This is a genomic window from Ottowia sp. VDI28 (assembly GCF_049532675.1).
Classification (GTDB): Bacteria; Pseudomonadota; Gammaproteobacteria; order Burkholderiales; family Burkholderiaceae_C; genus Ottowia.
The window spans coordinates 2,010,351-2,032,150 of the sequence record NZ_CP149820.1; the positions used below are offsets into that span (position 1 = coordinate 2,010,351).

At 62.8% G+C, this 21,800-nt stretch carries 19 protein-coding genes; 17 read left to right on the forward strand and 2 right to left on the reverse strand.

Annotated features, from left to right (window positions below):
- Positions 1 to 3: 3 nt before the first annotated feature.
- From WJU18_RS09585 to WJU18_RS09630, 10 genes are all read left to right on the forward strand, one after another.
- Positions 4 to 1,806: an acyclic terpene utilization AtuA family protein gene (locus WJU18_RS09585; protein ID WP_423460969.1), complete on the forward strand. Its 1,803-nt coding sequence runs from the start codon at positions 4 to 6 to the stop codon at positions 1,804 to 1,806.
- Positions 1,807 to 1,824: 18 nt separating this feature from the next.
- Positions 1,825 to 2,811 carry a Bug family tripartite tricarboxylate transporter substrate binding protein gene (locus tag WJU18_RS09590; RefSeq protein ID WP_423459849.1) on the forward strand — a complete coding sequence of 329 codons (987 nt, stop codon included), beginning with the start codon at positions 1,825 to 1,827 and terminating at the stop codon, positions 2,809 to 2,811.
- 1,197 nt (positions 2,812 to 4,008) lie between these two features.
- Positions 4,009 to 4,992, forward strand: a complete 984-nt coding sequence (locus tag WJU18_RS09595) for a Bug family tripartite tricarboxylate transporter substrate binding protein (protein WP_423459850.1) — start codon at positions 4,009 to 4,011, stop codon at positions 4,990 to 4,992.
- A 71-nt stretch (positions 4,993 to 5,063) separates the two neighbouring features.
- Positions 5,064 to 5,804 carry a TetR/AcrR family transcriptional regulator gene (locus WJU18_RS09600; RefSeq protein WP_423459851.1) on the forward strand — a complete coding sequence of 247 codons (741 nt, stop codon included), beginning with the start codon at positions 5,064 to 5,066 and terminating at the stop codon, positions 5,802 to 5,804.
- Positions 5,805 to 5,905: 101 nt separating this feature from the next.
- On the forward strand, positions 5,906 to 7,189 hold the full coding sequence (locus WJU18_RS09605) for an alpha/beta hydrolase (protein WP_423459852.1): 1,284 nt from the start codon (positions 5,906 to 5,908) through the stop codon (positions 7,187 to 7,189).
- A gap of 79 nt (positions 7,190 to 7,268) precedes the next feature.
- Positions 7,269 to 8,150 (forward strand): VOC family protein, encoded by an 882-nt coding sequence (locus tag WJU18_RS09610; RefSeq protein ID WP_423459853.1) that lies wholly within the window; start codon positions 7,269 to 7,271, stop codon positions 8,148 to 8,150.
- A 144-nt stretch (positions 8,151 to 8,294) separates the two neighbouring features.
- Complete coding sequence (locus WJU18_RS09615) at positions 8,295 to 9,863, forward strand: AMP-binding protein (RefSeq protein ID WP_423459854.1); 1,569 nt, start codon at positions 8,295 to 8,297, stop codon at positions 9,861 to 9,863.
- A gap of 52 nt (positions 9,864 to 9,915) precedes the next feature.
- Positions 9,916 to 11,052 (forward strand): FAD-dependent monooxygenase, encoded by a 1,137-nt coding sequence (locus WJU18_RS09620; RefSeq protein ID WP_423459855.1) that lies wholly within the window; start codon positions 9,916 to 9,918, stop codon positions 11,050 to 11,052.
- Between the two features lie 34 nt (positions 11,053 to 11,086).
- On the forward strand, positions 11,087 to 12,076 hold the full coding sequence (locus tag WJU18_RS09625) for a Bug family tripartite tricarboxylate transporter substrate binding protein (protein WP_423459856.1): 990 nt from the start codon (positions 11,087 to 11,089) through the stop codon (positions 12,074 to 12,076).
- Between the two features lie 21 nt (positions 12,077 to 12,097).
- A complete protein-coding gene (locus tag WJU18_RS09630; RefSeq protein WP_423459857.1) occupies positions 12,098 to 12,868 on the forward strand; it encodes a maleate cis-trans isomerase family protein in 771 nt (256 codons plus the stop codon).
- Here WJU18_RS09630 and WJU18_RS09635 read toward each other — a convergent pair.
- Positions 12,865 to 13,818 (reverse strand): CysB family HTH-type transcriptional regulator, encoded by a 954-nt coding sequence (locus tag WJU18_RS09635; protein WP_423459858.1) that lies wholly within the window; start codon positions 13,816 to 13,818, stop codon positions 12,865 to 12,867. The two genes, WJU18_RS09630 and WJU18_RS09635, sit on opposite strands and share 4 nt — an antisense overlap.
- A 178-nt stretch (positions 13,819 to 13,996) precedes the next feature.
- Positions 13,997 to 15,016: an aldo/keto reductase gene (locus tag WJU18_RS09640; RefSeq protein ID WP_423459859.1), complete on the reverse strand. Its 1,020-nt coding sequence runs from the start codon at positions 15,014 to 15,016 to the stop codon at positions 13,997 to 13,999.
- A gap of 218 nt (positions 15,017 to 15,234) precedes the next feature.
- On the opposite strand from WJU18_RS09640, the gene WJU18_RS09645 reads away from it, so the two are divergent.
- The 7 genes from WJU18_RS09645 to WJU18_RS09675 all read left to right on the forward strand — a co-directional run bounded on the left by WJU18_RS09645 (position 15,235) and on the right by WJU18_RS09675 (position 21,799).
- Positions 15,235 to 16,080 carry a MarR family winged helix-turn-helix transcriptional regulator gene (locus WJU18_RS09645; RefSeq protein ID WP_423459860.1) on the forward strand — a complete coding sequence of 282 codons (846 nt, stop codon included), beginning with the start codon at positions 15,235 to 15,237 and terminating at the stop codon, positions 16,078 to 16,080.
- A gap of 272 nt (positions 16,081 to 16,352) precedes the next feature.
- A complete protein-coding gene (locus tag WJU18_RS09650; protein WP_423459861.1) occupies positions 16,353 to 17,552 on the forward strand; it encodes an ABC transporter substrate-binding protein in 1,200 nt (399 codons plus the stop codon).
- Positions 17,552 to 18,319: an ABC transporter ATP-binding protein gene (locus tag WJU18_RS09655; protein ID WP_423459862.1), complete on the forward strand. Its 768-nt coding sequence runs from the start codon at positions 17,552 to 17,554 to the stop codon at positions 18,317 to 18,319. Before WJU18_RS09650 ends, WJU18_RS09655 begins: the two co-directional genes overlap by 1 nt.
- A complete protein-coding gene (locus tag WJU18_RS09660; RefSeq protein WP_423459863.1) occupies positions 18,316 to 19,035 on the forward strand; it encodes an ABC transporter ATP-binding protein in 720 nt (239 codons plus the stop codon). Before WJU18_RS09655 ends, WJU18_RS09660 begins: the two co-directional genes overlap by 4 nt.
- A gap of 10 nt (positions 19,036 to 19,045) precedes the next feature.
- Complete coding sequence (locus tag WJU18_RS09665) at positions 19,046 to 19,918, forward strand: branched-chain amino acid ABC transporter permease (protein WP_423459864.1); 873 nt, start codon at positions 19,046 to 19,048, stop codon at positions 19,916 to 19,918.
- A 55-nt stretch (positions 19,919 to 19,973) separates the two neighbouring features.
- Positions 19,974 to 20,939 carry a branched-chain amino acid ABC transporter permease gene (locus WJU18_RS09670; protein WP_423459865.1) on the forward strand — a complete coding sequence of 322 codons (966 nt, stop codon included), beginning with the start codon at positions 19,974 to 19,976 and terminating at the stop codon, positions 20,937 to 20,939.
- Positions 20,940 to 20,944: 5 nt separating this feature from the next.
- Positions 20,945 to 21,799 carry an SDR family NAD(P)-dependent oxidoreductase gene (locus tag WJU18_RS09675; RefSeq protein ID WP_423459866.1) on the forward strand — a complete coding sequence of 285 codons (855 nt, stop codon included), beginning with the start codon at positions 20,945 to 20,947 and terminating at the stop codon, positions 21,797 to 21,799.
- The last annotated feature ends 1 nt before the right edge of the window (position 21,800 follow it).

The window sequence follows — 21,800 nt, forward strand, 5'->3', positions numbered from 1 at the left end:
GGCATGAACGGTAAAGTGGTCCGCATCGGCGGCGCCTCCGGCTTCTGGGGCGATTCAAGCCTGGGTGCGCCGCAACTGGTGCAAAGCGGGCAGATCGATTTCCTGGTGTTCGACTACCTGGCCGAACTCACCATGTCCATTCTGGCCGGCGCACGTCTCAAGAAGCCCGAGATGGGCTACGCCACCGACTTCGTGACGGTGGCCATGAAGAGTGTGCTCAAGGACGTGGTCGACAAAGGCATCCGCGTGATCAGCAACGCCGGCGGCGTGAACCCCGAGGGGTGTGCCGAAGCGCTGCGCGCGCTGGCAGCCGAGCAGGGCGTCGAAGTGAAGATTGCTGTCGTCACCGGCGACAACGTGATGCCTATCCTGCCTGATCTGCGTGCCGCCGAGCCCCCTGTGCGCGAGCTACAGAGCGGCGCGCCATTGCCGGCCAAGGTGCTCACTGCCAACGCCTATCTGGGCGCGTTGCCCATCAAGGCCGCGCTGGATGCGGGCGCGCAGATCGTGATCACCGGCCGCTGCGTCGACTCGGCCGTGACGCTGGGTACCCTGATGCACGCCTTCAATTGGTCCGTGACCAATTACGACCGCCTTTCCGGCGGCAGCCTGGCTGGCCACATTCTGGAGTGTGGGTGCCAGGCCACCGGTGGCCTGCATACCGATTGGCAAGATGTGCCCGATTGGGCGCATATGGGCTACCCCATCGTGGAATGCGCCGAAGACGGCAGCTTCATGGTCACCAAGCCCGCGGGCACGGGCGGCTTGATCGCGCCGCAATGCGTGGCGGAGCAGCTGCTCTACGAAATCCATGACCCCGCCAACTACCTTCTGCCCGATGTGACCTGCGATTGGCGCGAAGTGCGCATCGAGCCGGCGGGCGAAGAGCGGGTGCACGTGTCCGGCGCGCTGGGCCGCCAGCCTACGGATACCTACAAGGTCAGCGCGACCTACCTGGATGGTTTCAAGATATCGGCGCAGCTTTCCATCGTGGGCTTCGAGGCCGTGGCCAAGGCGCGCCGCACGGGTGAAGCCATTCTGGAGCGCGTGGGCGAGATGCTGAAGGCGCGCGGCATGCAGCCCCTCAGCGCCACGAACATCGAGGTGCTGGGTGCGGAAAGCTGCTATGGCCCGCATGCCATGCCCGAACTCGACCGAGCGCGGGAAGTGGTTCTTCGCCTGACGGCCTGCCACGCTGAAAAAGCCGCGCTGGAACTGCTTGCGCGTGAAATCGCGCCGGCTGGCACCTCTTGGGCGCCGGGCACCACGGGCTCGGGGGGCGGGCGCTCATCGGCATCGCCCTCGATCCGCCAGTATGCTTTCCTGTTGAACAAGGAGCGCCTGACGCCCGCCGTGACGTTGGACGGCAAGGCCATTCCTACGCCGGGCCATGCCAAAGCGAACGCTCCGGCAGCCGGTGCGGCTCCCGCCGCGAAGCTACCCGCCGCCGGTCCGGTAGACGCTCCGCAAGGCTGGACCGAAGTGCCGCTGATTCGTCTGGCCTGGGCACGCTCAGGGGACAAAGGCAACACTTCCAACATCGGCATCATCGCGCGCCGCCCCGAGTGGCTTCCGCTGCTGCGTGCCGAGCTGACCGAAGCCCGCGTGGCGGAGTATCTGCGGTACCTTGTGGATGGGCCCGTGACCCGTTACGACCTGCCCGGTATCCACGCGTTCAACCTCGTCTGCGAACAAGCTTTGGGCGGCGGGGGCATGGCCTCGCTGCGCAATGATCCACTGGGCAAGGGTATGGCGCAGATACTGCTCAGCTTTCCCGTCCGCGTGCCCGCGCATTGGCTTTCCTGATTCCTGAGGTGATATTTGATGAGTAACCTGTCTTCCATCCGTTTGAGCCGCCGTGCCGTGGTGATGGCTTCCGCCGCCGTGCTGGCTGGCGGTGTGCATGCCCAAGCCAACTCCAAGCCCATCCGCATCATTGTTTCCTTCGCGCCCGGCAGCGCCAACGATCTGATCGCGCGCGATCTGGCGCGCTACATGGCGGAGCTGTTGAACCAGCCGGTGATCGTCGAGAACAGGCCCGGTGCGGGCGGCATGATCGGTACCGAAGCCGTGGTCAAGGCGGCACCTGATGGCCTGACGATCGGCTTGGGAACCAGTTCGCAGCTCGTGATGAACGTCGGCCTGTACAAGACGATGCCGTTCGACATCGAGAAAGATCTGCGCATGATCGGCCTCGTGGCGCGTACGAACCTGGTCCTGGCGGGAAAGGCGAACGGGCCCAAGACGCTCAAGGCGTTGATTGCCGAAGCCAAGGCGAAGCCCGGCCAACTCAGCTACGGCTCGGGCGGCACCGGTTCCATCAGCCATATCGTCGGCGAAGCTTTCGCCAAAGCGGCCGACATCAAGCTCAACCACGTGCCTTACAAGGGTAATGGGCCCGCGATGGCCGATCTGGCGGGCGGCCATGTGGACATGGTGTTCGATGGCCTGGTCACGTCGCAGCCGATGGCCAAGCAGGGCCGTGTGCATCTGATCGCCATCTCAGGCGCCAAGCGCGACCATGTGGCGCCTGATGTGCCGACCTTCGCGGAGCAGGGCCTGAAAGACTATGAGGCCTACACGTGGAACTGCCTGATGGCACCTGCCAATACCCCGGCTGATGTCATTCAACGGCTCAATGCGGCGCTCAACAAGGCGCTTGAGCTGCCGGCGTTGCACACCCGGCTGGTGGACCAGTTCGGCTCGCAGATTCTTGGGCCCAGTACGCCTGAGCAGGCGGATACCTTTGGTCGCCGGGAGCGGGAGCGTTGGGTGCCGTTCATGCGGAGCTTGAAGTTGGATGTGAACTGAGTTTCCCTCTTGCTCTAGGAGAGGGTGGGGGTGAGGGGCCGCGGCGATTGTTCGTTCCCTGTGCTTTCTAATGGCCCCTGCTGTTTGATTTAAGGTCGGAGGCCGGGATTGCCCCCGGCAGTGCACCTACCTTTCTTTGCTCGCCCAAAGAGACGTAGGCCAAAGAAAAGGCGCCCCACTGGACGTGTCCCTGCGCTGCGCTCCGGGCAACCTGTGGTGCTCGATCGAGGGGTGGTGCCGTCGAACTCGCTATGTTCACTTCGTTCACGCCGCTCAAACAACGCCGGCAAGTCAGAGCACGAAGCAAGGGCATCTTGCAGTGCCCTTGCCCACCCCTCGCTCTGCGCTCCTCGGCACTTCCAGAGGGGTGGGGAGCCCTACTCGGGCCATTGCTTTGCTCGGCCTGCGAATAGTTTGACCTAACTGCGCTCGGGTGTTTTGCTCCTTCCCCCGCTGGGGGAAGGCAGGGATGGGGGCTTTCACGGCGGTTGATCGGAATGGGCTTTTGTTGTGCAGATACTGCAGTGAAAGCCCCCACAGGATGGCCTGCCCCCCAACCCTCCCCCAGAGGGGAGAGAGCAAGACCACCGAGCAGAGCGAGGTCTGACTATTCGCAGGCCGAGCGCAGCGATGGCCCGATCCACGGGCCCCCTCTGGCCGTGCCGAGGAGCGCAGAGCGAGGGGTGGGCAAGGGCACTGCAAGATGCCCTTGCTTCGTGCTCTAGCTTGCTGCAGCTGTTTGAGCGGCGTGAACGAAGTGAACAAAGCGAGTTCTGCAGCACCACCCCTCGATCGAGCACCGCAGGTTGCCCGGAGCGTAGCGCAGGGACACGTCCAGTGGGGCGCCTTTTCTTTGGCCTACGTCTCTTTGGGCGAGCAAAGAAAGGTAGGTGCACTGCCGGGGGCAATCCCGGCCTCCGACCTCAATTCAAACAGCAGAAGGCCATTAGGAAGCACAAGACCGTTCAGATCGATCGACCGTGAAAGCCCTCACCCCGGCCCTCTCCCAGAGGAAGAGGAAGAGGAAGAGGCACAGTCCTCCCGAAGTACCCATCCTTCAAAGACCTTGAAATCAACCCCTCCCAGTAAATAAAAACGCTCTCAAACCAGGCAACTACGTGGCATCATGCGACACGCCCCGCGAAAGAGACTGCGGGACGGGGACAAGTTCTGTAGACCAATCGAGGAGACAACCCGATGAGTAACCGCCCCTGCGTCCACGTCAGCCGTCGTGCCGTCGTGATGGCTTCAGCCATGCTCGCCACCGGCGTGCGCGCCCAAGGAGATTCCAAGCCGATCCGAATCATCGTTTCCTTCGCGCCCGGTAGCGGAAACGACCTGACGGCGCGCGACCTGGCACGCTACATGGCCGAGCTGCTGAATCAGCCGGTCATCGTCGAGAACAAGCCCGGTGCAGGGGGCTCGATCGGCACCGAGGCAGTGGTTCGAGCCGCACCTGATGGGTTGACCATCGGCCTGGGAACCAGCTCTCAACTGGTCATGAACGTCGGTCTTTACAAGTCGCTGCCATTCGATGTCGACAAGGATCTACGCACCATCGGCCTCGTAAGCCGCACGAACATGCTGCTGGCCGGCAAGTCGACAGGCCCCAAGACGCTCAAGGCACTCATCGCGGAAGCCAAGGCCCGGCCAGGCCAGCTCAGCTACGGCTCGGGGGGCGCTGGTTCGATCAGCCATATCGTCGGAGAAGCCTTTGCCAAGGCGGCCAATATCAAGATCAACCATGTGCCCTACAAAGGCAACGGTCCGGCCATGGCCGATCTGGCGGGCGGCCACGTGGACATGGTGTTCGACGGCCTTTCCACCTCGGCGCCCATGGCCAAGCAGGGGCGTGTGAATCTGATCGCGATCTCGGGGGCGCAGCGCAATCCCTCTGCGCCTGATCTGGCTACCTTCGCGGAGCAAGGTTTGCAGGGGTACGAGGCCTATACATGGAACTGCCTGATCGCGCCCACGCATACCCCGGCGGATGCCATCCAGCGGATCAATGCGGCGCTCAACAAGGCGCTTGAGCTGCCGGCGTTGCATGCCCGGCTCGTGGATCAGTTCGGGTCACAGATTCTGGGGCCCAGCACGCCAGCCCAGGCAGATGCGTTTGGCCGGCATGAGCGTGAGCGCTGGGTGCCGTTCATTCGCAGTTTGAAGCTGGATGTGGGGTAAGCTTCGGCGAATGTTCCCTTTCGCAGGGGCGCACGGGGCTTTTTCGGCCTCGGACCGCAAGCAAGCTTCGCATGAGTAAAGATCCCAAAGCCTCACTAGCGCCCAAAGCAACCAAAGCCCGTTCCACCCGCAGTGATGCGCAGCGCCAGGCGATCCTGGATGCGGCATCGCTCCAGTTCATCGAAAAAGGGTTCGGGGGCACCAACATCAACGATATCGCTGACGCCGTGGGCATGACGCGCACGGCGCTTTACTACTATTTCCCCAGCAAGGAGTCGATGCTGGAGGTGCTGACCAGGGAAATCACCGAGCGCGCCAGCGACCTGGCCAAGGAGGTGGCGCAGCACGAGGATCGTTCGCCGCAGGAGAGCCTCCGGCAATTGATCTGCCAGCATGCCTCGCTGATTCTTGCGCACCCATTGCAGTTTCGCGTGGCCGAACGCAGTGAGAGCAGCTTGCCGCAGGAACAGCGCCAATCGGCCCAGGCGGCGCGGCGTGCACTGCGGGACCATTTCATGAACGTGATCCAGCGCGGCATCAGGAAGGGCGTATTCGTACCGGTTGACGCCGATGTCGCCGCCTTTTCGCTCATCGGTATGTGCAACTGGTGCGCCTGGTGGTTTGACAGCCGGCGCGGCGAGCCTATCGAACCCGTGGCCGAACTCATCGCCTCGTTTGGCCTGCGGATGCTCGGAGCGGATGAAGCGGCCTCCAAGGGGGGCAAGCCTAGCGGCGTGGAAATCAAGCACGCCTTGGCTCGCATGCATGAAGCGTTGGCCAGCTTGGAAAGCGAGCTGAATAGCAAGCGGTAATGCAATGGGTGTTAACACTAACGTCAAATATTTGACGTTAGTGTCAAAAGCTCCTAACATTGACCCATGTCAATGAGAGGCGCTTTCACGCGACCAACACCATGAGCAGCTCTCCGTCATCCAGCGCACCGGCAGCCCAGGCGACTGCGGGCTTTCTCAATACGGATTGGAATCCGCGCAACGTGCCGCCCGGCACGGTGACCACCAATGTGGTGCTGCGTACTCTCGATCAGGCTGCTTGCGGCGGTTCGCTGTATCGTCCGGCCACGCCGGCCGATACCGTGGTGTGCGTGATGCACCCGCGCGAGTTCATGGCCTGCCACTACCTGATCCCGGATATCGTGGAGGCGGGTTATGCCGCGTGGTCGCAGTCGCCGCGTTCGGTGGGGAACGATCTGCGGCTGGAGCACGAAACGGCACTGCATGACGTGGCCGCTGGCCTGCAATACCTGCGCTCGGTGGGGTTCAAGCGCATCGTGCTGCTGGGCAACTCCGGCGGCGCGGGCCTGTATGCGCTGTATGCCCAGCAATCGGCCTTGCCGGGGGCGCAACGCATTGCCCGCACCCCCGCGGGGCGCCCTGCGCAATTGGCCGAGCTTGAGATGCCGCTGGCGGACGGCTTTGTGCTGGTGGGGCCGCACCCCGGTCAGGGGGCCCTGCTCATGGGATGCATCGATCCCAGCGTGGCAGATGAAAATGACCCTCTGTCCGTGGATCCCGCCCTGGATCCCCTGTCGCCAGCCAACGGCTACGCAGGCAAGGGCAGCACGCGCTACAGCGAGGAGTTCGTCGAACGCTACCGCCATGCCCAGCAGGCGCGCGTAGCGCGTATCGATGAGCGCGCACGGGCGCTGATCGCACGCAAGCAAGCCGCCCGCAAGCGCGTGAAGGACGCGGTGGCCAATGGCGGCAAACCCACGCCGGAAGACAAGCGCCTGGCCGGCCATACGCCGATCTTCAACGTCTGGCGCACCGACGGCGACTTGCGCTGCTTCGACCTCACACTGGATCCCTCGGACCGCAAGTTCGGTTCGCTGTGGGGCAGCGATCCTTACGCCTCCAATTACGGCGCGGTGGGTTTCGCGCGCCAGTGCACGCCCGAGAGCTGGCTTTCGACCTGGTCGGCGCTTTCTTCCAATGCCTCGCTGGCCAAGACGGCGCCATCCATTACCCAGCCGGTACTGGTGGTCGAGTACACGGGTGATCAGGCGTGCTTCCCGGGTGAGGTGAAGCGCATCGTTGATGCGATTGCCTCGCCTGCGAAGCGCCACCTGCGCGTGAGGGGCGATCACCACGGCCGCGCGCTGACCGCGGACGAGGAACCCGGCCGGCTTGAAGCGGGCCGTCTGCTGGCGCAATGGCTGCGCGAACAGTTTCCTCTCTGATTTGACAACCCGTTGCCGAGGCCTGGGGCCACCGGCACCTGCCATCGTTCTGTTGACTTCTTTCCAAGGAGCCGTTGCCGTGCCCGTACAAAATCTTCCTTCTCTGGCGCTGAAAGGCGTTGATCACACCGCCCGCCCGACGTGGCGCCTGCGCGAGACCGTGGAGTTCTACCGGGACAAGCTCGGCCTGCCCTTGATTCACGTGATCTCGGCGCGCGGTTGGGGGCCTGCCACGCACCCTGATTTTCTGCACTTCTTTTTTGATAGTGGAAACGGCAGCACCATTGCGTTTTTCTACTACCTCGGTGCAAAGGAACCGGCCGGCATTCCCGAGCGGGCCGCTTCGCGTCCGCTGCCCGAGGACCACATTGCCGACGCCACGCACACGGCATGGCTGGTCGACGGCCCCGAAGAACTGCGGGCCTGGAAACAGCACCTGGAAGCGCAGGGGCTGACTGTCTCGGTAGAGACCAAGCACGAAGTGATTGAATCCATCTATGTGCGCGATCCCAATGGCTATTTCGTCGAGTTCACCCACAAGCTGCGCCCGCTGACGGCGCTGGACGCCACCGATGCCCGCCTGACATTGGAGGCGGCCATGGCGCTGGAGGACGTAGCCCATGCCGCCGGCCGCCGGGTAGACCACGTGGATGCCGTCTGGAACCGGAAGGCGGGCTTGATGGCGGGGCATGGCCTGGCGTCTGCCGCACCGGTGCAGATCTTCGTGCCTCGCGTGGATGAATTCGCGCCCTTGGCGCAGGCGGCGCGCCAGCTTCCCGGGTGCAAGGTGCGCGCGAGCGAAGAATACGACATCGTGGAGGCCGATGGTCCCATCGAGTTCGAGCGCAAGGCGCTCGGCTTCAAGCCGGCCTTGTGGTACGGCATGCTGACCGGCGGTGTGCATGGCCATATTGAACGGTTTGACCGTGATGTCCTGCGCATCGCGCCGGTGTTGACCTGACCCGCCGGACCAGGAACCCAAGGAGCTCATCATGGCCTCTCCCGTGGAACATCCGAACGTGAAGCATCACATCGCAGGCGTCGTCTATCCCCCGCGGCGCGGGCCGAAGCCGCGCTTGCCAGCGGTGCCTGGGTCAACAGCACCGTGGGGGATGCGCTGCGCGGCACCGCCCGGCGCTACCCGCAACGCCTGGCCTTCATCGGCGACGATCTCCGCCTCAGCTTCGCCGAGCTTGACGAGATCACCGAACGGCTCGGGGCGGCATTGCTCGCGCTGGGCCTGGTGCCCGGCGACCGGGCCATTTTCCAGCTCGGCACCACGGTGGAAACAGCCATCGCACTGCTGGCCTGCTTCAAGAGCGGCATTGTTCCGGTGTGTTCACTGCCGCAGCACCGCGAGATCGAGATCGGGCAGTTGACCGAGCAATCCGGCGCGCGCGGCTATTTCGTTCAGGGTGATTTCAGCGTCAGCTTCGATCTGCCGGCTTTCGCCGAGTCCATGGTGGCGCGCCATCCATCGCTGGCGCATCTCATCGTTGTGCGAGGCGAGCGGGCGGGAGCCAGCAGCATGCAGCAACTGATCGATCAGATGCCGCTGGCCGAAGCCAGGGAGCGCCTCGGCCGCGTATCGCTGGGCATCTCCGACGTGCTCAGCTTCCAGCTCTCCGGCGGCACGACCGGTGTACCGAAGATCATCCCGCGCTTTCATGCCGAATATCTCGGCCACTCGCAGGGTTGGGCGAGCCGCTGGGCCATCGATGGCGACAGCCGTCTGATCTGGTCCTTGCCCCTGATGCACAACGCAGGCCAGTTGTATGTGTTGATCCCGAATGTGCTGATGGGCACCCAGGTCGTGCTGATGTCGCGTGTGGACATCCCCCGCATGCTGGATCTGATCGCGGAGCATGGGATCACGCACGCCCTTTCCATCGGGCCGATCGCGCCGCAGCTCATGGCCTACCAGGACATCGCCCGGCACGACCTTTCTTCGCTCAAGCTGTTCTCCACCATGAGCCGGTCAGACACGCTGGAAGCCCATCTGGGCGTGCCATGCTCCAACCTGTACGGCATTACCGAGGGCCTGCTGCTGGGTTCCCCAGCCGGGGCTCCGGCGCATGCGCGGCACCAGACGCAAGGCTGTTCGGGTTGGGCGGATGACGATATCCGCCTGCTCGATCCGGAAACCGAACGCGAGGTGGCCGAAGGCGAGGTGGGCGAGATGTGCTTTCGCGGCCCTTCGAGCCTGACGGGCTATTTTGCCAACCCCGAGGCGAATGCGGGTGCTTTCACGAGCGATGGCTACTACCGCACCGGCGACATGATGAAAGCCCACCGTGTGAACGGTGTGCTGCACTACAGCTTCGAAGGCCGCCTGCGCGACAACATCAATCGTGGCGGCGAGAAGATCGGTTGCGAGGAGGTGGAGGGCCACGTGAGCCAGCACCCCGCGGTGGCCGATGCCAAGCTGGTGGCCATGCCCGACCCGCTCTTTGGGGAAAAGGGCTGCATCTTCATCATTCCCCGTCCCCATATGCAGGCGCCGGACGTGCAGGCGCTCGGCAAGTTCCTGATCGAGCGGGGCCTTGCCAAATACAAATGTCCCGAGCGGGTGGAAGTGCTGAACGAGTTTCCGCTCACACGAGTGGGCAAGGTCGACAAGCCCGCCATGAAGCGGTTCGTGACGGAGCTGCTGGAGCGGGAGGCCAAACCGTGAATCCTGCATCCGTATCCGCGTTCATCTCGATCACAAGCTGAGAGGCATCACCATGAAAATCAACATCGTTGGCGCCGGCCCCGCCGGCTTGTACTTTGCCCTGCTGGCGAAGAAGCACAACCCCATGCACGAGATCCAGGTTCACGAGCAGAACCCGGAAGGCGCGACCTACGGCTGGGGCGTGGTGTTCTCGGACATCGGCCTGTCGTTCCTGAAGGAGGCGGATGCCGCGTTCTTCGAGGAGTTCGTGGCCCATCACGAACGCTGCGACTACATGGAAATCGTGCACCAGGGCACGCACGTGCAGGTGCATGGCAACCATTTCTCGCGCACTTCACGCATCGACTTGCTGCGCGTTCTGCGAAGCGCCTGCGAACGCGAGGGTATTCGCATCGAGTACGGCCGCCGCGTCGAGGACGCGAGCGCCCTGGCGGCGTCGTGCGATCTGCTGGTGGCAGCCGATGGCGGCAACAGCGCCGTACGCACGCAGCTTGCCCAGCACTTCCGCCCGAGCTTCGTCAAGCGCCGCAACAAGTTCGCCTGGTATGGCACGAACCAGCGCTTTCATCCGGTCTCCCTGATTTTCCGGGAGACCGAGCATGGGGTGTTCATTGCGCACAGCTACCAGTACAGCCCGGAACTCTCGACTTTCCTGGTGGAGGTGGATCCCGAAACCTGGCAGCGTGCGGGCCTGGACAAAGCCAGCGAAGACGACAGCCGGCGCTTCTGTGCGGAGGTGTTCCGCCCCGAGTTGGGCAGCCATGAGCTGCTCACCAACCGTTCGCTCTGGTTCGAAGCCAATATCGTCAGCAATGAGCGCTGGAGCCACGGCAACATCGTGCTGCTCGGCGACGCCTTGCGCACCGTCCATTTCTCGCTGGGTTCGGGCACGCGCATGGCCATGCAGGATGCGATCGCACTGCACAACGGCGTGGCGGCGCATCCGGGTGACCTGCCTGCCGCGTTGGCTGCCTTCGAAGCCAAGCGGCGCGATGCTTCCAGCAGCTTCCAGCAGTCAGCCAGCCGCAGCCTGGATTGGTATGAAAACGTGGCCAACAAGATGAAGCTGGATCCGGTGGCCTTTGCGTACGACTACATGCGCCGTACCGGAAAAGTGAGCCACGAAGACCTGCGCCAGCGTGACCCGCTCTTTGCCCGCGCCTGCGAATCTTTCCAGACCGCTTCTTGACTGCCCTCATTTATTCATTCACCAGGAGACATTCATGTTCAAGGCTTTTCAGAAGAAGACAGGCCGCACCGCGGCGTTGCTGACCTTTGTGCTGGCTTGCACCGCCGCTGGTGCGCAGGGCAGCTATCCCACGCAGCCGGTCCGCGCCGTGCTCCCGTACTCGGCCGGCAGCGGCCCGGATTCGGTAGTGCGCCACGTTGGTGAATTGATCTCGGGCAGCCTGGGGCAGTCCGTCGTGGTGGACAACCGGCCAGGCGGCAACGGTTGGCTGGCGGCAGGTGAAGTACAGCGCGCCAAGCCGGACGGCCATACCCTGCTGGTGCTGGACAACACCTACATGGCGCTTCAGCCGCACCTGTACAAGAAAATGCCGTTCGACCCGGTGCGTGATTTCGAGCCGGTGGCCGGGCTCTACAACCTCGATTTCTTCATCGTCGTGGGCGCCAAGTCGCCCTGGAAATCCGCGGGGGAATTGATCGCGGCCGCCAAGGCCCAGCCCGGCAAGGTGACCTATGGCAGTTGGGGCTTGGGCAGTGTGGCCCATGTAGGGACCGCGCAACTGGAGGCGGCTTCGGGCATCCAGATGCTCCACGTGCCATTCAAGGAGCTTCCTCAACTCTATACCGCCGTCTCGACAGGAGAGGTGGATTGGGCTTTCGGCTCCGCGGCCACGGTGGCTCCTTTGTACAAGGCGGGCAAGGTAAAGCTGCTGGCCTATGCGGGACCGAAGCGCCAGCCCAGCTACAAGGATGTACCTACCCTGGCCGAATCCGGTGGCCCTTCCGGCGTGGAGGTAGGCACCTGGGTAGCGGTGTTTGCACCCAAGAACACGCCTCGTGCCGCGATCAGCCGCCTTCAGGCCGAGATCGGCAAGGCGCAGGCCAGCCCTGCCTTGCTTGAGCGCCTGTCCGGCTTCGGCTTTCAGCCCTGGACGGCGGGGACGGCTGAAGTGGCCAGCGCCATGAGCGGCGACAACCAACGCTTTGCCCAGGTGGTGAAGAGCGCCAGGATTTCTCTTGACTGAATCTCGAAGAAAGACATTCCCATGACCCGCACTTTCCGCATTGGCCAGATCGTGCCGAGCTCCAACACCACGATGGAAACGGAGATCCCGGCCATGCTCCGCGCCCGCGAGGCGCTCCACCCGGAGCGCTTCACTTTCCACTCCAGCCGGATGCGCATGCACAAGGTGACGAAAGAGGAGCTGGAGGCCATGAACAAGGAGGGCCTGCGCTGTGCGGCCGAGCTGGCGGATGCGCGGGTAGACGTGATGAGCACCGCGTGCCTGGTTGCCATCATGGCCATGGGCCGCGGCTATCACCGGGAGGTGGAGCGCGACCTCACTGCGGTGGCGCGTGCCAACCAATGCCTCGCGCCTGTGATGACTTCCGCAGGGGCTCTGGTCCATGGCCTGAAAACGCTCGGCGCGAAGCGCATCGCCCTGATGGCGCCCTACATGCGCCCCCTCACGGATCTGGTGGTCGACTATGTCGAGCACGAAGGCATCGAAGTCCAGGATTCGATCTGCTTTGAAATTCCCGACAACCTGGAAGTGGGGCGCCGTGATCCGATGCAACTGGTGGAAGACGTACGCCGCCTGAATACCCAGGAGGTGGATGCGGTTGTGCTCTCTGCTTGTGTGCAGATGCCCTCGCTTCCCGCGATCCAGATCGTGGAAGACGCGCTGGGCTTGCCGGTGATCTCCACGGCAGTGTGTACCGTGCGGCAGATGCTGGAGAACCTGGGGCTGGAACCAGTGGCGCCGGGGGCCGGTGCGCTTCTTTCAGGCAAATACCCGGTTCTTCAGAAGCGCTAAATATTGTCCCCCCACGGCTGCGGTTCGTCGCTGCGCATGGATTGCTCCACGTCGGCACGCGTCAGCGTTGGTGCGAACATTTCTATGAAATCATAGGCGTAGCCCCTGAGCCATGCGCCTTTGCGCAGGCCCAGGCGGGTGGTGTTCAACTGAAACAGGTGGCGCGCATCGAGTGTTTGCAGTTGCCGGTCGCGCTCAGGGTCGAACGCGATCGCGGCAATGATGCCCACACCCATGCCGAGCTCGACGTAGGTCTTGACCACGTCGGCGTCCATGGCGGTCAGCACGATATCGGGTTTGATGCCCGCGCGCTGGAAGGCATCGTCGATGTGGGAGCGGCCGGTGAAGCCCAGGTCGTAGGTGATGATCGGGTGTTCGGCCAGCGCCTGCAACGTGAGCGGCTGGGTGGATGCCAGCAGCGGGTGGCCGGCGGGCAGCACCACGCTGTGGGACCAGCGATAGCAGGGGAGCGTCAGCAGCCCTTTCTGATTGGCCAGCGCTTCGGTGGCAACGCCGATGTCGGCTTCTCCCGACATCAGCATGTCCGCTACCTGCCGTGGTGATCCTTGGCGCAGGTGTAGCGACACATGTGGATAGCGTTCACGGAAGTCCCGCACCACCGGGGGGAGGGCGTAGCGGGCTTGCGAATGGGTGGCGGCAATCGAGAGCTGCCCCACCATGCTGGCACTGAAATCGTCGCCCGCCCGCTTGAGGTTCTCCGCTTCGAGCAGCAAGCGCTCCACCACGGGGAGCAAGGTCGCGCCAGGGGGCGTCAGGCCGGTCAGGCGTTTGCCGGCGCGAACGAAGATCTCGATGCCGAGTTCGTCTTCCAACTCCCGGATCTGGCGGCTGACGCCAGGCTGCGAGGTATGGAGCGCTTCTGCCACATCCGTCAGGTTGAAGCCGCAGCGGACTGCTTCGCGCACGGAGCGCAGTTGCTGGAAATTCATGGCGGTGGTGCGTGGCTAGAGCTGATGCTGTGAAGGTATGCATCATTCACCTGAAACCGGCAGGAACCAACTATATTATTTTTGTTTGCTTATATGGCGCGCCTTTGAGCGCGTCCCTACTCTTTGGGGCCTGGGCGATACAAGGCCGGTACAGAAAGCCGGCGCCCCTGCTTTGCGTCTATTTCGATGAGGAGTGGCGGCGGCCATGGAATGGATAGCTCGGGTCGTTATACCCCGGGGTGGAGGGGTGGCCCGGTGTCACCCAGCGGTCCGCCTGCTCCTCGTCGGCTTCGCTGACGACCACGTCCAGGGCAGGGTAGTAGTCCTCCATTTGCGCGAGGGTGCGGGGCCCGACGATCACGGAGCTGATGATGGGGTTGGCCAGAACCCAGGCCGCAGCGAAATGCCCTGGCTGGGTGCCCCTGGCTTGCGCGTATTGGGTCAGTTCCGCCGCGATTTTGAGGGATTCCTCCCGGAACTCCGTGGCCATGATGCGGGTGTCGCCCCGACCAGCCCGGGAGTCGGAGGGTGGTGTCTGGCCAGGGGCATATTTGCCGGTCAGAACGCCGCGCGCGATGGGGCTGTAGGGAACCACGCCCAACCCGTGGTAGGCGCAGGCGGGCAGGATTTCGACCTCCGGCCCGCGGTTGAGCAGGTTGTAGTAGGGCTGGCAAACCACAGGGGGCGGCACGCCAAGCGCGCGGCACAGATGCACCACTTCGGCGATACGCCAGCCACGGAAGTTGGACAGGCCGAAGTAGCGGATCTTGCCGGCGCGTATCAGATCGCCGAGGGCGCCCACGGTTTCTTCCAGATGGGTGTCGTGGAAGTCGCGGTGGAGGTAGAGGATGTCGATGTGGTCTGTCTGCAGGCGCCGCAGGCTGTTGTCGGTGCTTTGCAGCAGCCAGGCGCGGGACAGCCGGCCTTGATTGGGAGCCGAGCCAAATGCGTTGCCCACCTTGGTGGCCAGCACCCAGTCATGCCGCTGGTCCTTGAGCAGGCGGCCGACAACTTCCTCAGATCCCCCCTTGTGGTAGACATCGGCGGTGTCGATGAAGTTGAGCCCGTGCGCCTTGGCGGAAGCGACGATCTCCGCCGCTTCCTGCTCTGGCGTAGGGCCACCGAACATCATGGTGCCCAGGCAGAGACGCGAGACTTGGAGGTTGCTGCGGCCGAGCCGCCGGTAGAGTGTGTTCATGAGCATAGGGCTTGCGCGCAAGTTTGCGCAAGCTGATCCAAGAGCCGAGAAAGTTTAGGGCTTGTAACACATCGGCCTTGGCCGATGCAAAACCCGGGGCTTGCCTTCGTGAATGAGGTTCTGTACGTCCGAGCTGCCAACACGCCCTGAGTGCGCATTCCCAGAAATCAAGTTGGGCAAATTGGATAATGTCATGGTCATTGGGTAAGAATCACGACATGACCGAGGCCTCCATAGATCTGTCTTCCAGCCAAGTGCGCGGTGCGCTGCAAGTTCGAACCAAGCCATACTGGCAGATCTGCGCGCCAGGTGCCCATCTGGGGTACTACAAGGGCAACCGGGGTGGTGCCTGGTATGGCCGTAAGTTCATGGGCGAGGGCAAGTACCGGCAGACCAAGCTAGGGCCAAGTCTCGACGAAAAGGGCGACCGTGCTCACGGCTTGAGCTACGACGCCGCTGTAAAAAAGCTCTTGCGCTGGGTTGCCGAGGAAGGCGTCGCCGAGCACGAGGTGCCGCCGAGGCCTGTTCTGCCACGCAGGGCGGATGAGCGGCCCACTCGCACGACAGAGCAACTCCAGCCCAATCGGCTGGATGCCATCTCTCAAGCCTGGGCGCAGGAGCGGCCGGATGTCGATTTCTGGCTGGCGGGCTTCTTCCTGCGCATCGAGTACGCCCATATGATGCACGACCGGCGGGTGCAGGATGTGGCCAAGCATTCGGGGACCAATGTCGGAGACTTGCACGTTCTTCTCGCTCTTCGGCGGTATGGGCCGGAGAATGCCATGCGTCCTACAGATCTGTACCGCACCCTGCTGGTGACTTCCGGGGCCATCACCAAACGGTTGGATAGCCTGCGCGCACAGGGACTTGTCGAACGCGTAGCGGCGGAGGTCGATCGCCGTTCCGAGCTCGTGAAGCTTACAAGGCGCGGCCAGGCTATTGCCGATGACGCCATGTCTCGCATTGCCACGTCTCTGGAGGCCATCGTGAAGGCCAGTGGTGTCGATCGCGCCGAACTGCGCCGCATCGATGACGGGCTTCGGCGCCTCATTGCGGCCATGTAGAGGCGCTTCGCGCTAGAGGATTGCGCCCGTGCGCCGCGGAAGCGTGCGTTGCGTGTTCATCTTGGCTCCCTTTCAACTGCGGAGACATGGCTTTCCGTTGCCGGCTTTCTATGGCCGGTGTCTCCGTTTGTCGTGGCCCATAGGGATAAACCCGAGGTTGATTATGTCTTTCTAGGAAGATAATTGGGGCCATTGATTGATTGGGCAAATTCAGCAAGCCCTTCCTCTGCAAGGGAAGGGAGGAAAAATGCCTATAGCCGAAAAGGACCCCGATGAACCTTGTTACCCAACTATCCGTCTCGCGCCGGCGTCTATTGCAGGCTTCTCTCGCGTTGGGCGCCGGCCCGGTGTGGGCCCAAGGTGCCACGCCATTGCGAGGTGAGATCAAACTGGGGCAAACCATGCCCTACAGCGGCCCGGCTTCCGCGCTCAGCGCGATTGGCAAGGTGCAGCAGCGCTACTTCAAGATGCTCAACCAACAGGGGGGCATCCATGGCCGCAGCATCACACTGCTTTCTCTCGATGACGGCTACAACCCTGCAAAAGCCGTGGAGCAAACCCGCAATCTTGTCGAACGGGAGGGTGTGAAGGCCATGTTCGCGAGCATGGGCACGGCGCAGAACGTGGCCGTTCAGAAATATTTGAACAGTCGCAAAGTGCCGCAGCTTTTCGTGTACGCGGGTAGCGACCGTTTCGCGGATCCACGCAATTTTCCCTGGACCATGCCGGGCTTGCCGACTTTCTCCACCGAGGCCATCGCCTATGCGGATTACGTTCACCGGACCAAACCCGGCGCCAAAGTGGCGGTGCTTTATCAGAACGATGATTTCGGCAAGGAGTATCTGGAAGCTTTCAAGCGCCGTCTGCAGGAATTGGGGGGTAAGGAACAGATCGCAAGCGCCGCTGGCTACGAGGTGACGGCACCGACAGTCGATTCGCAAGTCATCTCTCTGGCAGGAACGGGGGCGGATGTGTTCTTGAACATCACCAGCCCGAAATTCACCATTCAGACGATTCGCAAGGTCAGCGATTTGCCATGGAAGCCGTTGCAGATTATTCCGATCACAAGCAACTTTGTGGCTACCGTGCTCAAGGTCGCGGGCCTCGACAAATCGGTCGGCCTCGTGTCAGCCACGCCGAGCAAATCCGCCGGCGATCCCGAGTGGACCAACGATGCAGCCTACAAGGAGTGGCTTGCGTTCATGGGTAAATATTATCCCGAGGGCGACACCACGGAACAGTTGAACCTGGTGGGATACAGCATGGGCCATCTCATGGCCGAGGTGCTGCGCCGGTGCGGCGATGACATCACCTCGGCGCGGATCCTGAAGGAGGCGACCAATCTGAAGGAGGTGGCCTTGCCGGCACTGATTCCCGGCATCACCGTGAACACCTCTCCAACAGACTACCGCATCGTGCAGCAGGTCAGGTTGCAGCGTTTCGATGGCAAGCGCTGGACGCCGATCGCTTGATGGAAACTCTGCTGCAAGTCAATGGGGTAGGCGTGCGCTTCGGCGGCGTCCAGGCCCTATCCGATGTTTCGTTCTCGGTGGGGCACGGCGTCATCTGCGGCATCATCGGCCCTAATGGCGCGGGAAAGACCACGCTATTCAACTGCCTGAGCCGTATCTACGACGCTCATGACGGTTCGATCCGCCTGGGCGATCAAGATTTGCGCACGGTGCCGCCGCATGGCGTGGCCGCCATCGGTATTGCGCGTACCTTTCAGAACGTCGCGCTCTTTGAGCGCCAATCTGTGCGCAGGAACGTCGAGACGGGCTGCTTTTTACGCTTCGGGGGCCGCCATATCGCGTCCGTATTGGGTACACGGCGAGGCCGTCAGGATCGGGAGCGTGTGTCCGCACGAGTGGCGGAACTGCTTGCTTTTGCGCGGCTGGAAGAGGTGGCCGACGTTCTCGTTTCCGAGTTGTCTTTCGGCACGAGAAAGCGCGTGGAGTTGGCGCGAGCCCTTGCCATGCAACCCAGGCTGTTGCTGCTTGATGAACCGGCGGCTGGCCTGAATCACCAGGAAGTCGAGGAACTGCTGGGTTGGATTCGCCAGATCCGGGACGGCATGGGAGTTTCTGTATTGCTGATCGAGCACCACATGAACCTGGTGATGCGGGTTTCCGATCAAGTCGTGGTGCTGGAGTTTGGCCGGAAGATCGCTGAAGGCACGCCGGAGGAAATCTCGGCTCATCCTGAAGTGATACGTGCTTACCTGGGGGGCGCGGCATGACGCGCTCTCTTTTGACCGTGCGTGGACTTACCGCCGCCTATAAATCGACAACCGTCCTGAAATCAGTCGATCTGGATGTGCCCGAGGGAAGTATCACGGCGCTGCTGGGTGCCAACGGTGCCGGCAAGACGACGACGCTCCGCGCAATCAGCAATGCCATGGTGAGGATGCAAGGACGCATCGAGTTGGGTGACCGGCGTATCGACAGCCTTTCAACCGATGCGATTGCCTGCCTTGGCGTCGCCCATGTGCCCGACGGGCGCGGTACTTTTACCCAACTGACGGTGGAGGAAAACCTGCTCGTCGGCGCGATCGCGCGGCGTGACCGTGCGGGCGTTCGGCAGGATACCGAGCGCATGTATGCGCTTTTCCCCAAGCTAGGCGAGTACCGGCACAAGATGGCCGGGCTGCTCAGCGGCGGCGAACAGCAGATGGTGGCGATTGCCCGGGCCCTGATGCTACGCCCACGTCTGCTGATGCTGGACGAGCCTTCCTTCGGCTTGGCGCCGCTCGTGGTGCAACAGATTTTCAAGGTGCTGGGGCAGATCAACCGCGAGACCGGCCTGGGCATTCTGGTCGTCGAGCAGAACGCACATCTGGCGCTGAGCCTGGCGCATAACGCCTACGTCTTGGAGATGGGGCGGGTGGTGATCAGTGGTCCGGCCGAAGCGCTGCGGGAAGACCCGCGCGTGCGCGCCGCGTATCTCGGAATGTAGGGAACACGATATGACGGAACTGCTGCAACAGGTGGCTGCGGGTTTTGTGAATGGCTGCATCTATGCGATGCTGGCCTTGGCGCTGGTGATGATCTACCGCGCCACCAATCACGTGAATTTCGCGCAAGGCGAGATGGCGATGTTTTCTACCTTCGTGGCCTGGAGCCTCATTCACGCCGGGCTGCCGTACTGGGCTGCGGCGGCCGGGGCTGTCGCTTTCGGCTTCCTGGCCGGCGCGTTGGTCGAGCGGGTGGCCTTGCGCCCTCTGCATGATGCGCCGGTGTTGGCCGTGGTGACCGTTTTCGTCGCGTTGATGGTCATCATCCAGAGCGGGGCGGGCCTGATCTTCGGCCACGAGAGCCACAGTTTCGAGAGCCCATTCGAGAGTTGGGCCGGCGTGGGCCAAGGTTTGCTTTCGGGACACGGTGTCGGGACGGTGGTGGTGACCCTGTTGGTGCTGGGGGCGATGAGCGCTTTTTTCAAATTCACGAGGCTTGGACTGGCCATGCGAGCCGCGGCGCTGAATCCGCTGTCCAGTTCCCTTTCAGGCGTGAGCGTCAGCCGGGTGCTGATGCTGGGCTGGGGAGTGGCCGGCGCCATTGGGGCGGTGGCGGGGTTGCTCGCTGCGCCGGTGGTATTTCTCAGTCCGCACATGATGAGCGGGATCATGATCTACGGCTTTGCGGCCGCGGTCGTCGGCGGAGTCGACAGTCCTGCGGGCGCCATCGTCGGTGGCTTGCTGCTCGGCATTGGCGAAAACCTCCTGGGAGCTTATGTGACCGGCAACGAGTTGAAGCTGACTTTCGCGCTGATCGTCATGTTCGCGATCCTGGTGATCAGGCCTCAAGGTCTTCTGGGTGGGAAAACAATTCAGCGTGTATGAGATGACCCATTCCAAGCCACTCTCTACGCTCTCCATAGTCTCCACGTTATCCGCCATGTCTTCCTTGTCAATCCGTGTCTCCATTCTGGCGGGTATTTGCATCGCGGCCGGGCTGGCGGCGATGCTCCTGATCCATGGGTACTGGGCTTTCAAATTCGCGATGCTCCTGGTGATGGCGCTTTCGGTGCGCGGTCTTCAACTGCTGATCGGCGGCAGCGGTCAGGTGTCGCTTGGACACGGGGCGTTCTTTGCGGTCGGTGCTTATGTCTCGGGCATCGCGATTTCGCAGCAATGGCTGCCCGTATACGTGACAGTGCCTGCGGCGCTGGCGGTCTGCTGCCTGCTAGGCTTTCTGTTCGGCTTGCCTGCCGTGCGGCTTGTTGGCCCCTACCTGGCTCTGGCCACCTTCGCCTTGGCGATCGCCTTGCCGCAATTGCTGAAACATCCGCTGCTTGAGCCCTGGACAGGTGGTGTCAGCGGCTTGAGCCTCGATCCGATCGAGGTGCCTGCCTGGATCCCCTTGCACGCCGACCAATGGATCTTGTTGATCACCGCCTTGTGGGTGGCATTGATCTACTGGGTCCTGTATCGCCTGATGCAAGGGCCGGCCGGTCTGGCTTGGCACATGCTGCGTGATCACCCGACGGCTGCAGCGGCGGCAGGGGTCGATGTCAGGAAATGGAAGGCTGGCGCTTTCGCGGTCAGCGCAGGTGCCGTCGGTGCGGCCGGGGCGCTCAACACCTGCCTCACGAATTTTGTTTCACCCGACAGCTTCACGGTGTTCCTCTCCTTGAGCTTGCTGGTGGGTGTGGCGATCGCGGGACCGAAGTCGATCATGGGCACCTTTGTCGCGGCTGCCTTCCTCTCGTTCGTGCCGGATATGGCCGAAAAGATCTCGCAGGAATTCACGGGCGTGCTCTATGGCCTTGTCATGCTCGCCGTCGTGTTCATCTCTCCCATGCTTGGGCGCTGGCGCCATCGCCGAGCGCTTATCAGTGGGGACGAACGACAGACTCAATAGGAGAAATGAAAAATATGCAAAGCAGCAAGCAACCCCTCAAGGGGAAAGTGGCTGTCGTGACTGGCGGGACGCGGGGCGTCGGCAAGGGCGTTGCCCTCGCGCTCGGTGAAGCCGGGGCGCGGGTGTACGTGACCGGCCGGACTATGGACCGGGGTGGCTCACAATGGCCTGGCTCATTGAAGGAAACCGCCGAGGAGGTTATCGCGCGCGGCGGAGAGTGCATTCCCATCATCTGCGATCACGCCAACGACGAGGACGTGAAGGCTCTTTTCGAGAAGGTGCATGAACGGGAAGACGGCTGCATCGACATACTGGTGAACAATGTCTTCGCGGCACCGGCCAAGATGCCGGTCAATGTGCCGTTCTGGGAATTGGACGATGGCCTTTGGGAGATGCTGTTGCGTGTGGGCCTGCGTTCGCACTACATTGCCAGCCGCTGCGCCGCGCCGGGGATGGCCGCGCGCCGGCAGGGGCTTATCGTGAACACGTCTTCGGGTGGTGCAGTGCGCTACACCTTCAACGTGCCTTTTGGTGTGCAAAAGGCGGGTGTGGACAAGATGGCCAAAGATATGGCGCACGATCTGCGCCCTTTCAATGTGGCTTCCGTGGTGATCTGGCCTGGCTTCATCAAGAGCGAGAAGTTCTTGGCGCAGCCCGATCGCATGCCAGCTCCTTTGGCCAAACGCATCATGGAGCACGGCGAGTCCGCCGAGTTCGCGGGGCGCGCGGTAGCCGCATTGGCGGCTGATCCCGGGGTGATGAGCAAGTCGGGCCAGTTGTTGCTGGCGGCCGAGTTGGCGCGGGAGTATGGTTTTTCCGATATCGACGGGCGTTTGCCCGAAGCGCCTTCTCGGGTCTGAA

Excerpts from the sequence above, each read along its gene's own strand:
- WJU18_RS09630 (WP_423459857.1), top strand. The coding sequence starts at position 12,098 with ATGACCCGCACTTTCCGCATTGGCCAGATCGTGCCGAGCTCCAACACC.
- WJU18_RS09655 (WP_423459862.1), top strand. The coding sequence starts at position 17,552 with ATGGAAACTCTGCTGCAAGTCAATGGGGTAGGCGTGCGCTTCGGCGGC.
- WJU18_RS09675 (WP_423459866.1), top strand. The coding sequence starts at position 20,945 with ATGAAAAATATGCAAAGCAGCAAGCAACCCCTCAAGGGGAAAGTGGCT.
- WJU18_RS09645 (WP_423459860.1), top strand. The coding sequence starts at position 15,235 with ATGACCGAGGCCTCCATAGATCTGTCTTCCAGCCAAGTGCGCGGTGCG.
- WJU18_RS09640 (WP_423459859.1), bottom strand. The coding sequence starts at position 15,016 with ATGAACACACTCTACCGGCGGCTCGGCCGCAGCAACCTCCAAGTCTCG.
- WJU18_RS09635 (WP_423459858.1), bottom strand. The coding sequence starts at position 13,818 with ATGAATTTCCAGCAACTGCGCTCCGTGCGCGAAGCAGTCCGCTGCGGC.
- WJU18_RS09660 (WP_423459863.1), top strand. The coding sequence starts at position 18,316 with ATGACGCGCTCTCTTTTGACCGTGCGTGGACTTACCGCCGCCTATAAA.
- WJU18_RS09650 (WP_423459861.1), top strand. The coding sequence starts at position 16,353 with ATGAACCTTGTTACCCAACTATCCGTCTCGCGCCGGCGTCTATTGCAG.
- WJU18_RS09665 (WP_423459864.1), top strand. The coding sequence starts at position 19,046 with ATGACGGAACTGCTGCAACAGGTGGCTGCGGGTTTTGTGAATGGCTGC.
- WJU18_RS09600 (WP_423459851.1), top strand. The coding sequence starts at position 5,064 with ATGAGTAAAGATCCCAAAGCCTCACTAGCGCCCAAAGCAACCAAAGCC.
- WJU18_RS09620 (WP_423459855.1), top strand. The coding sequence starts at position 9,916 with ATGAAAATCAACATCGTTGGCGCCGGCCCCGCCGGCTTGTACTTTGCC.
- WJU18_RS09585 (WP_423460969.1), top strand. The coding sequence starts at position 4 with ATGAACGGTAAAGTGGTCCGCATCGGCGGCGCCTCCGGCTTCTGGGGC.
- WJU18_RS09590 (WP_423459849.1), top strand. The coding sequence starts at position 1,825 with ATGAGTAACCTGTCTTCCATCCGTTTGAGCCGCCGTGCCGTGGTGATG.
- WJU18_RS09625 (WP_423459856.1), top strand. The coding sequence starts at position 11,087 with ATGTTCAAGGCTTTTCAGAAGAAGACAGGCCGCACCGCGGCGTTGCTG.
- WJU18_RS09595 (WP_423459850.1), top strand. The coding sequence starts at position 4,009 with ATGAGTAACCGCCCCTGCGTCCACGTCAGCCGTCGTGCCGTCGTGATG.
- WJU18_RS09670 (WP_423459865.1), top strand. The coding sequence starts at position 19,974 with ATGTCTTCCTTGTCAATCCGTGTCTCCATTCTGGCGGGTATTTGCATC.
- WJU18_RS09605 (WP_423459852.1), top strand. The coding sequence starts at position 5,906 with ATGAGCAGCTCTCCGTCATCCAGCGCACCGGCAGCCCAGGCGACTGCG.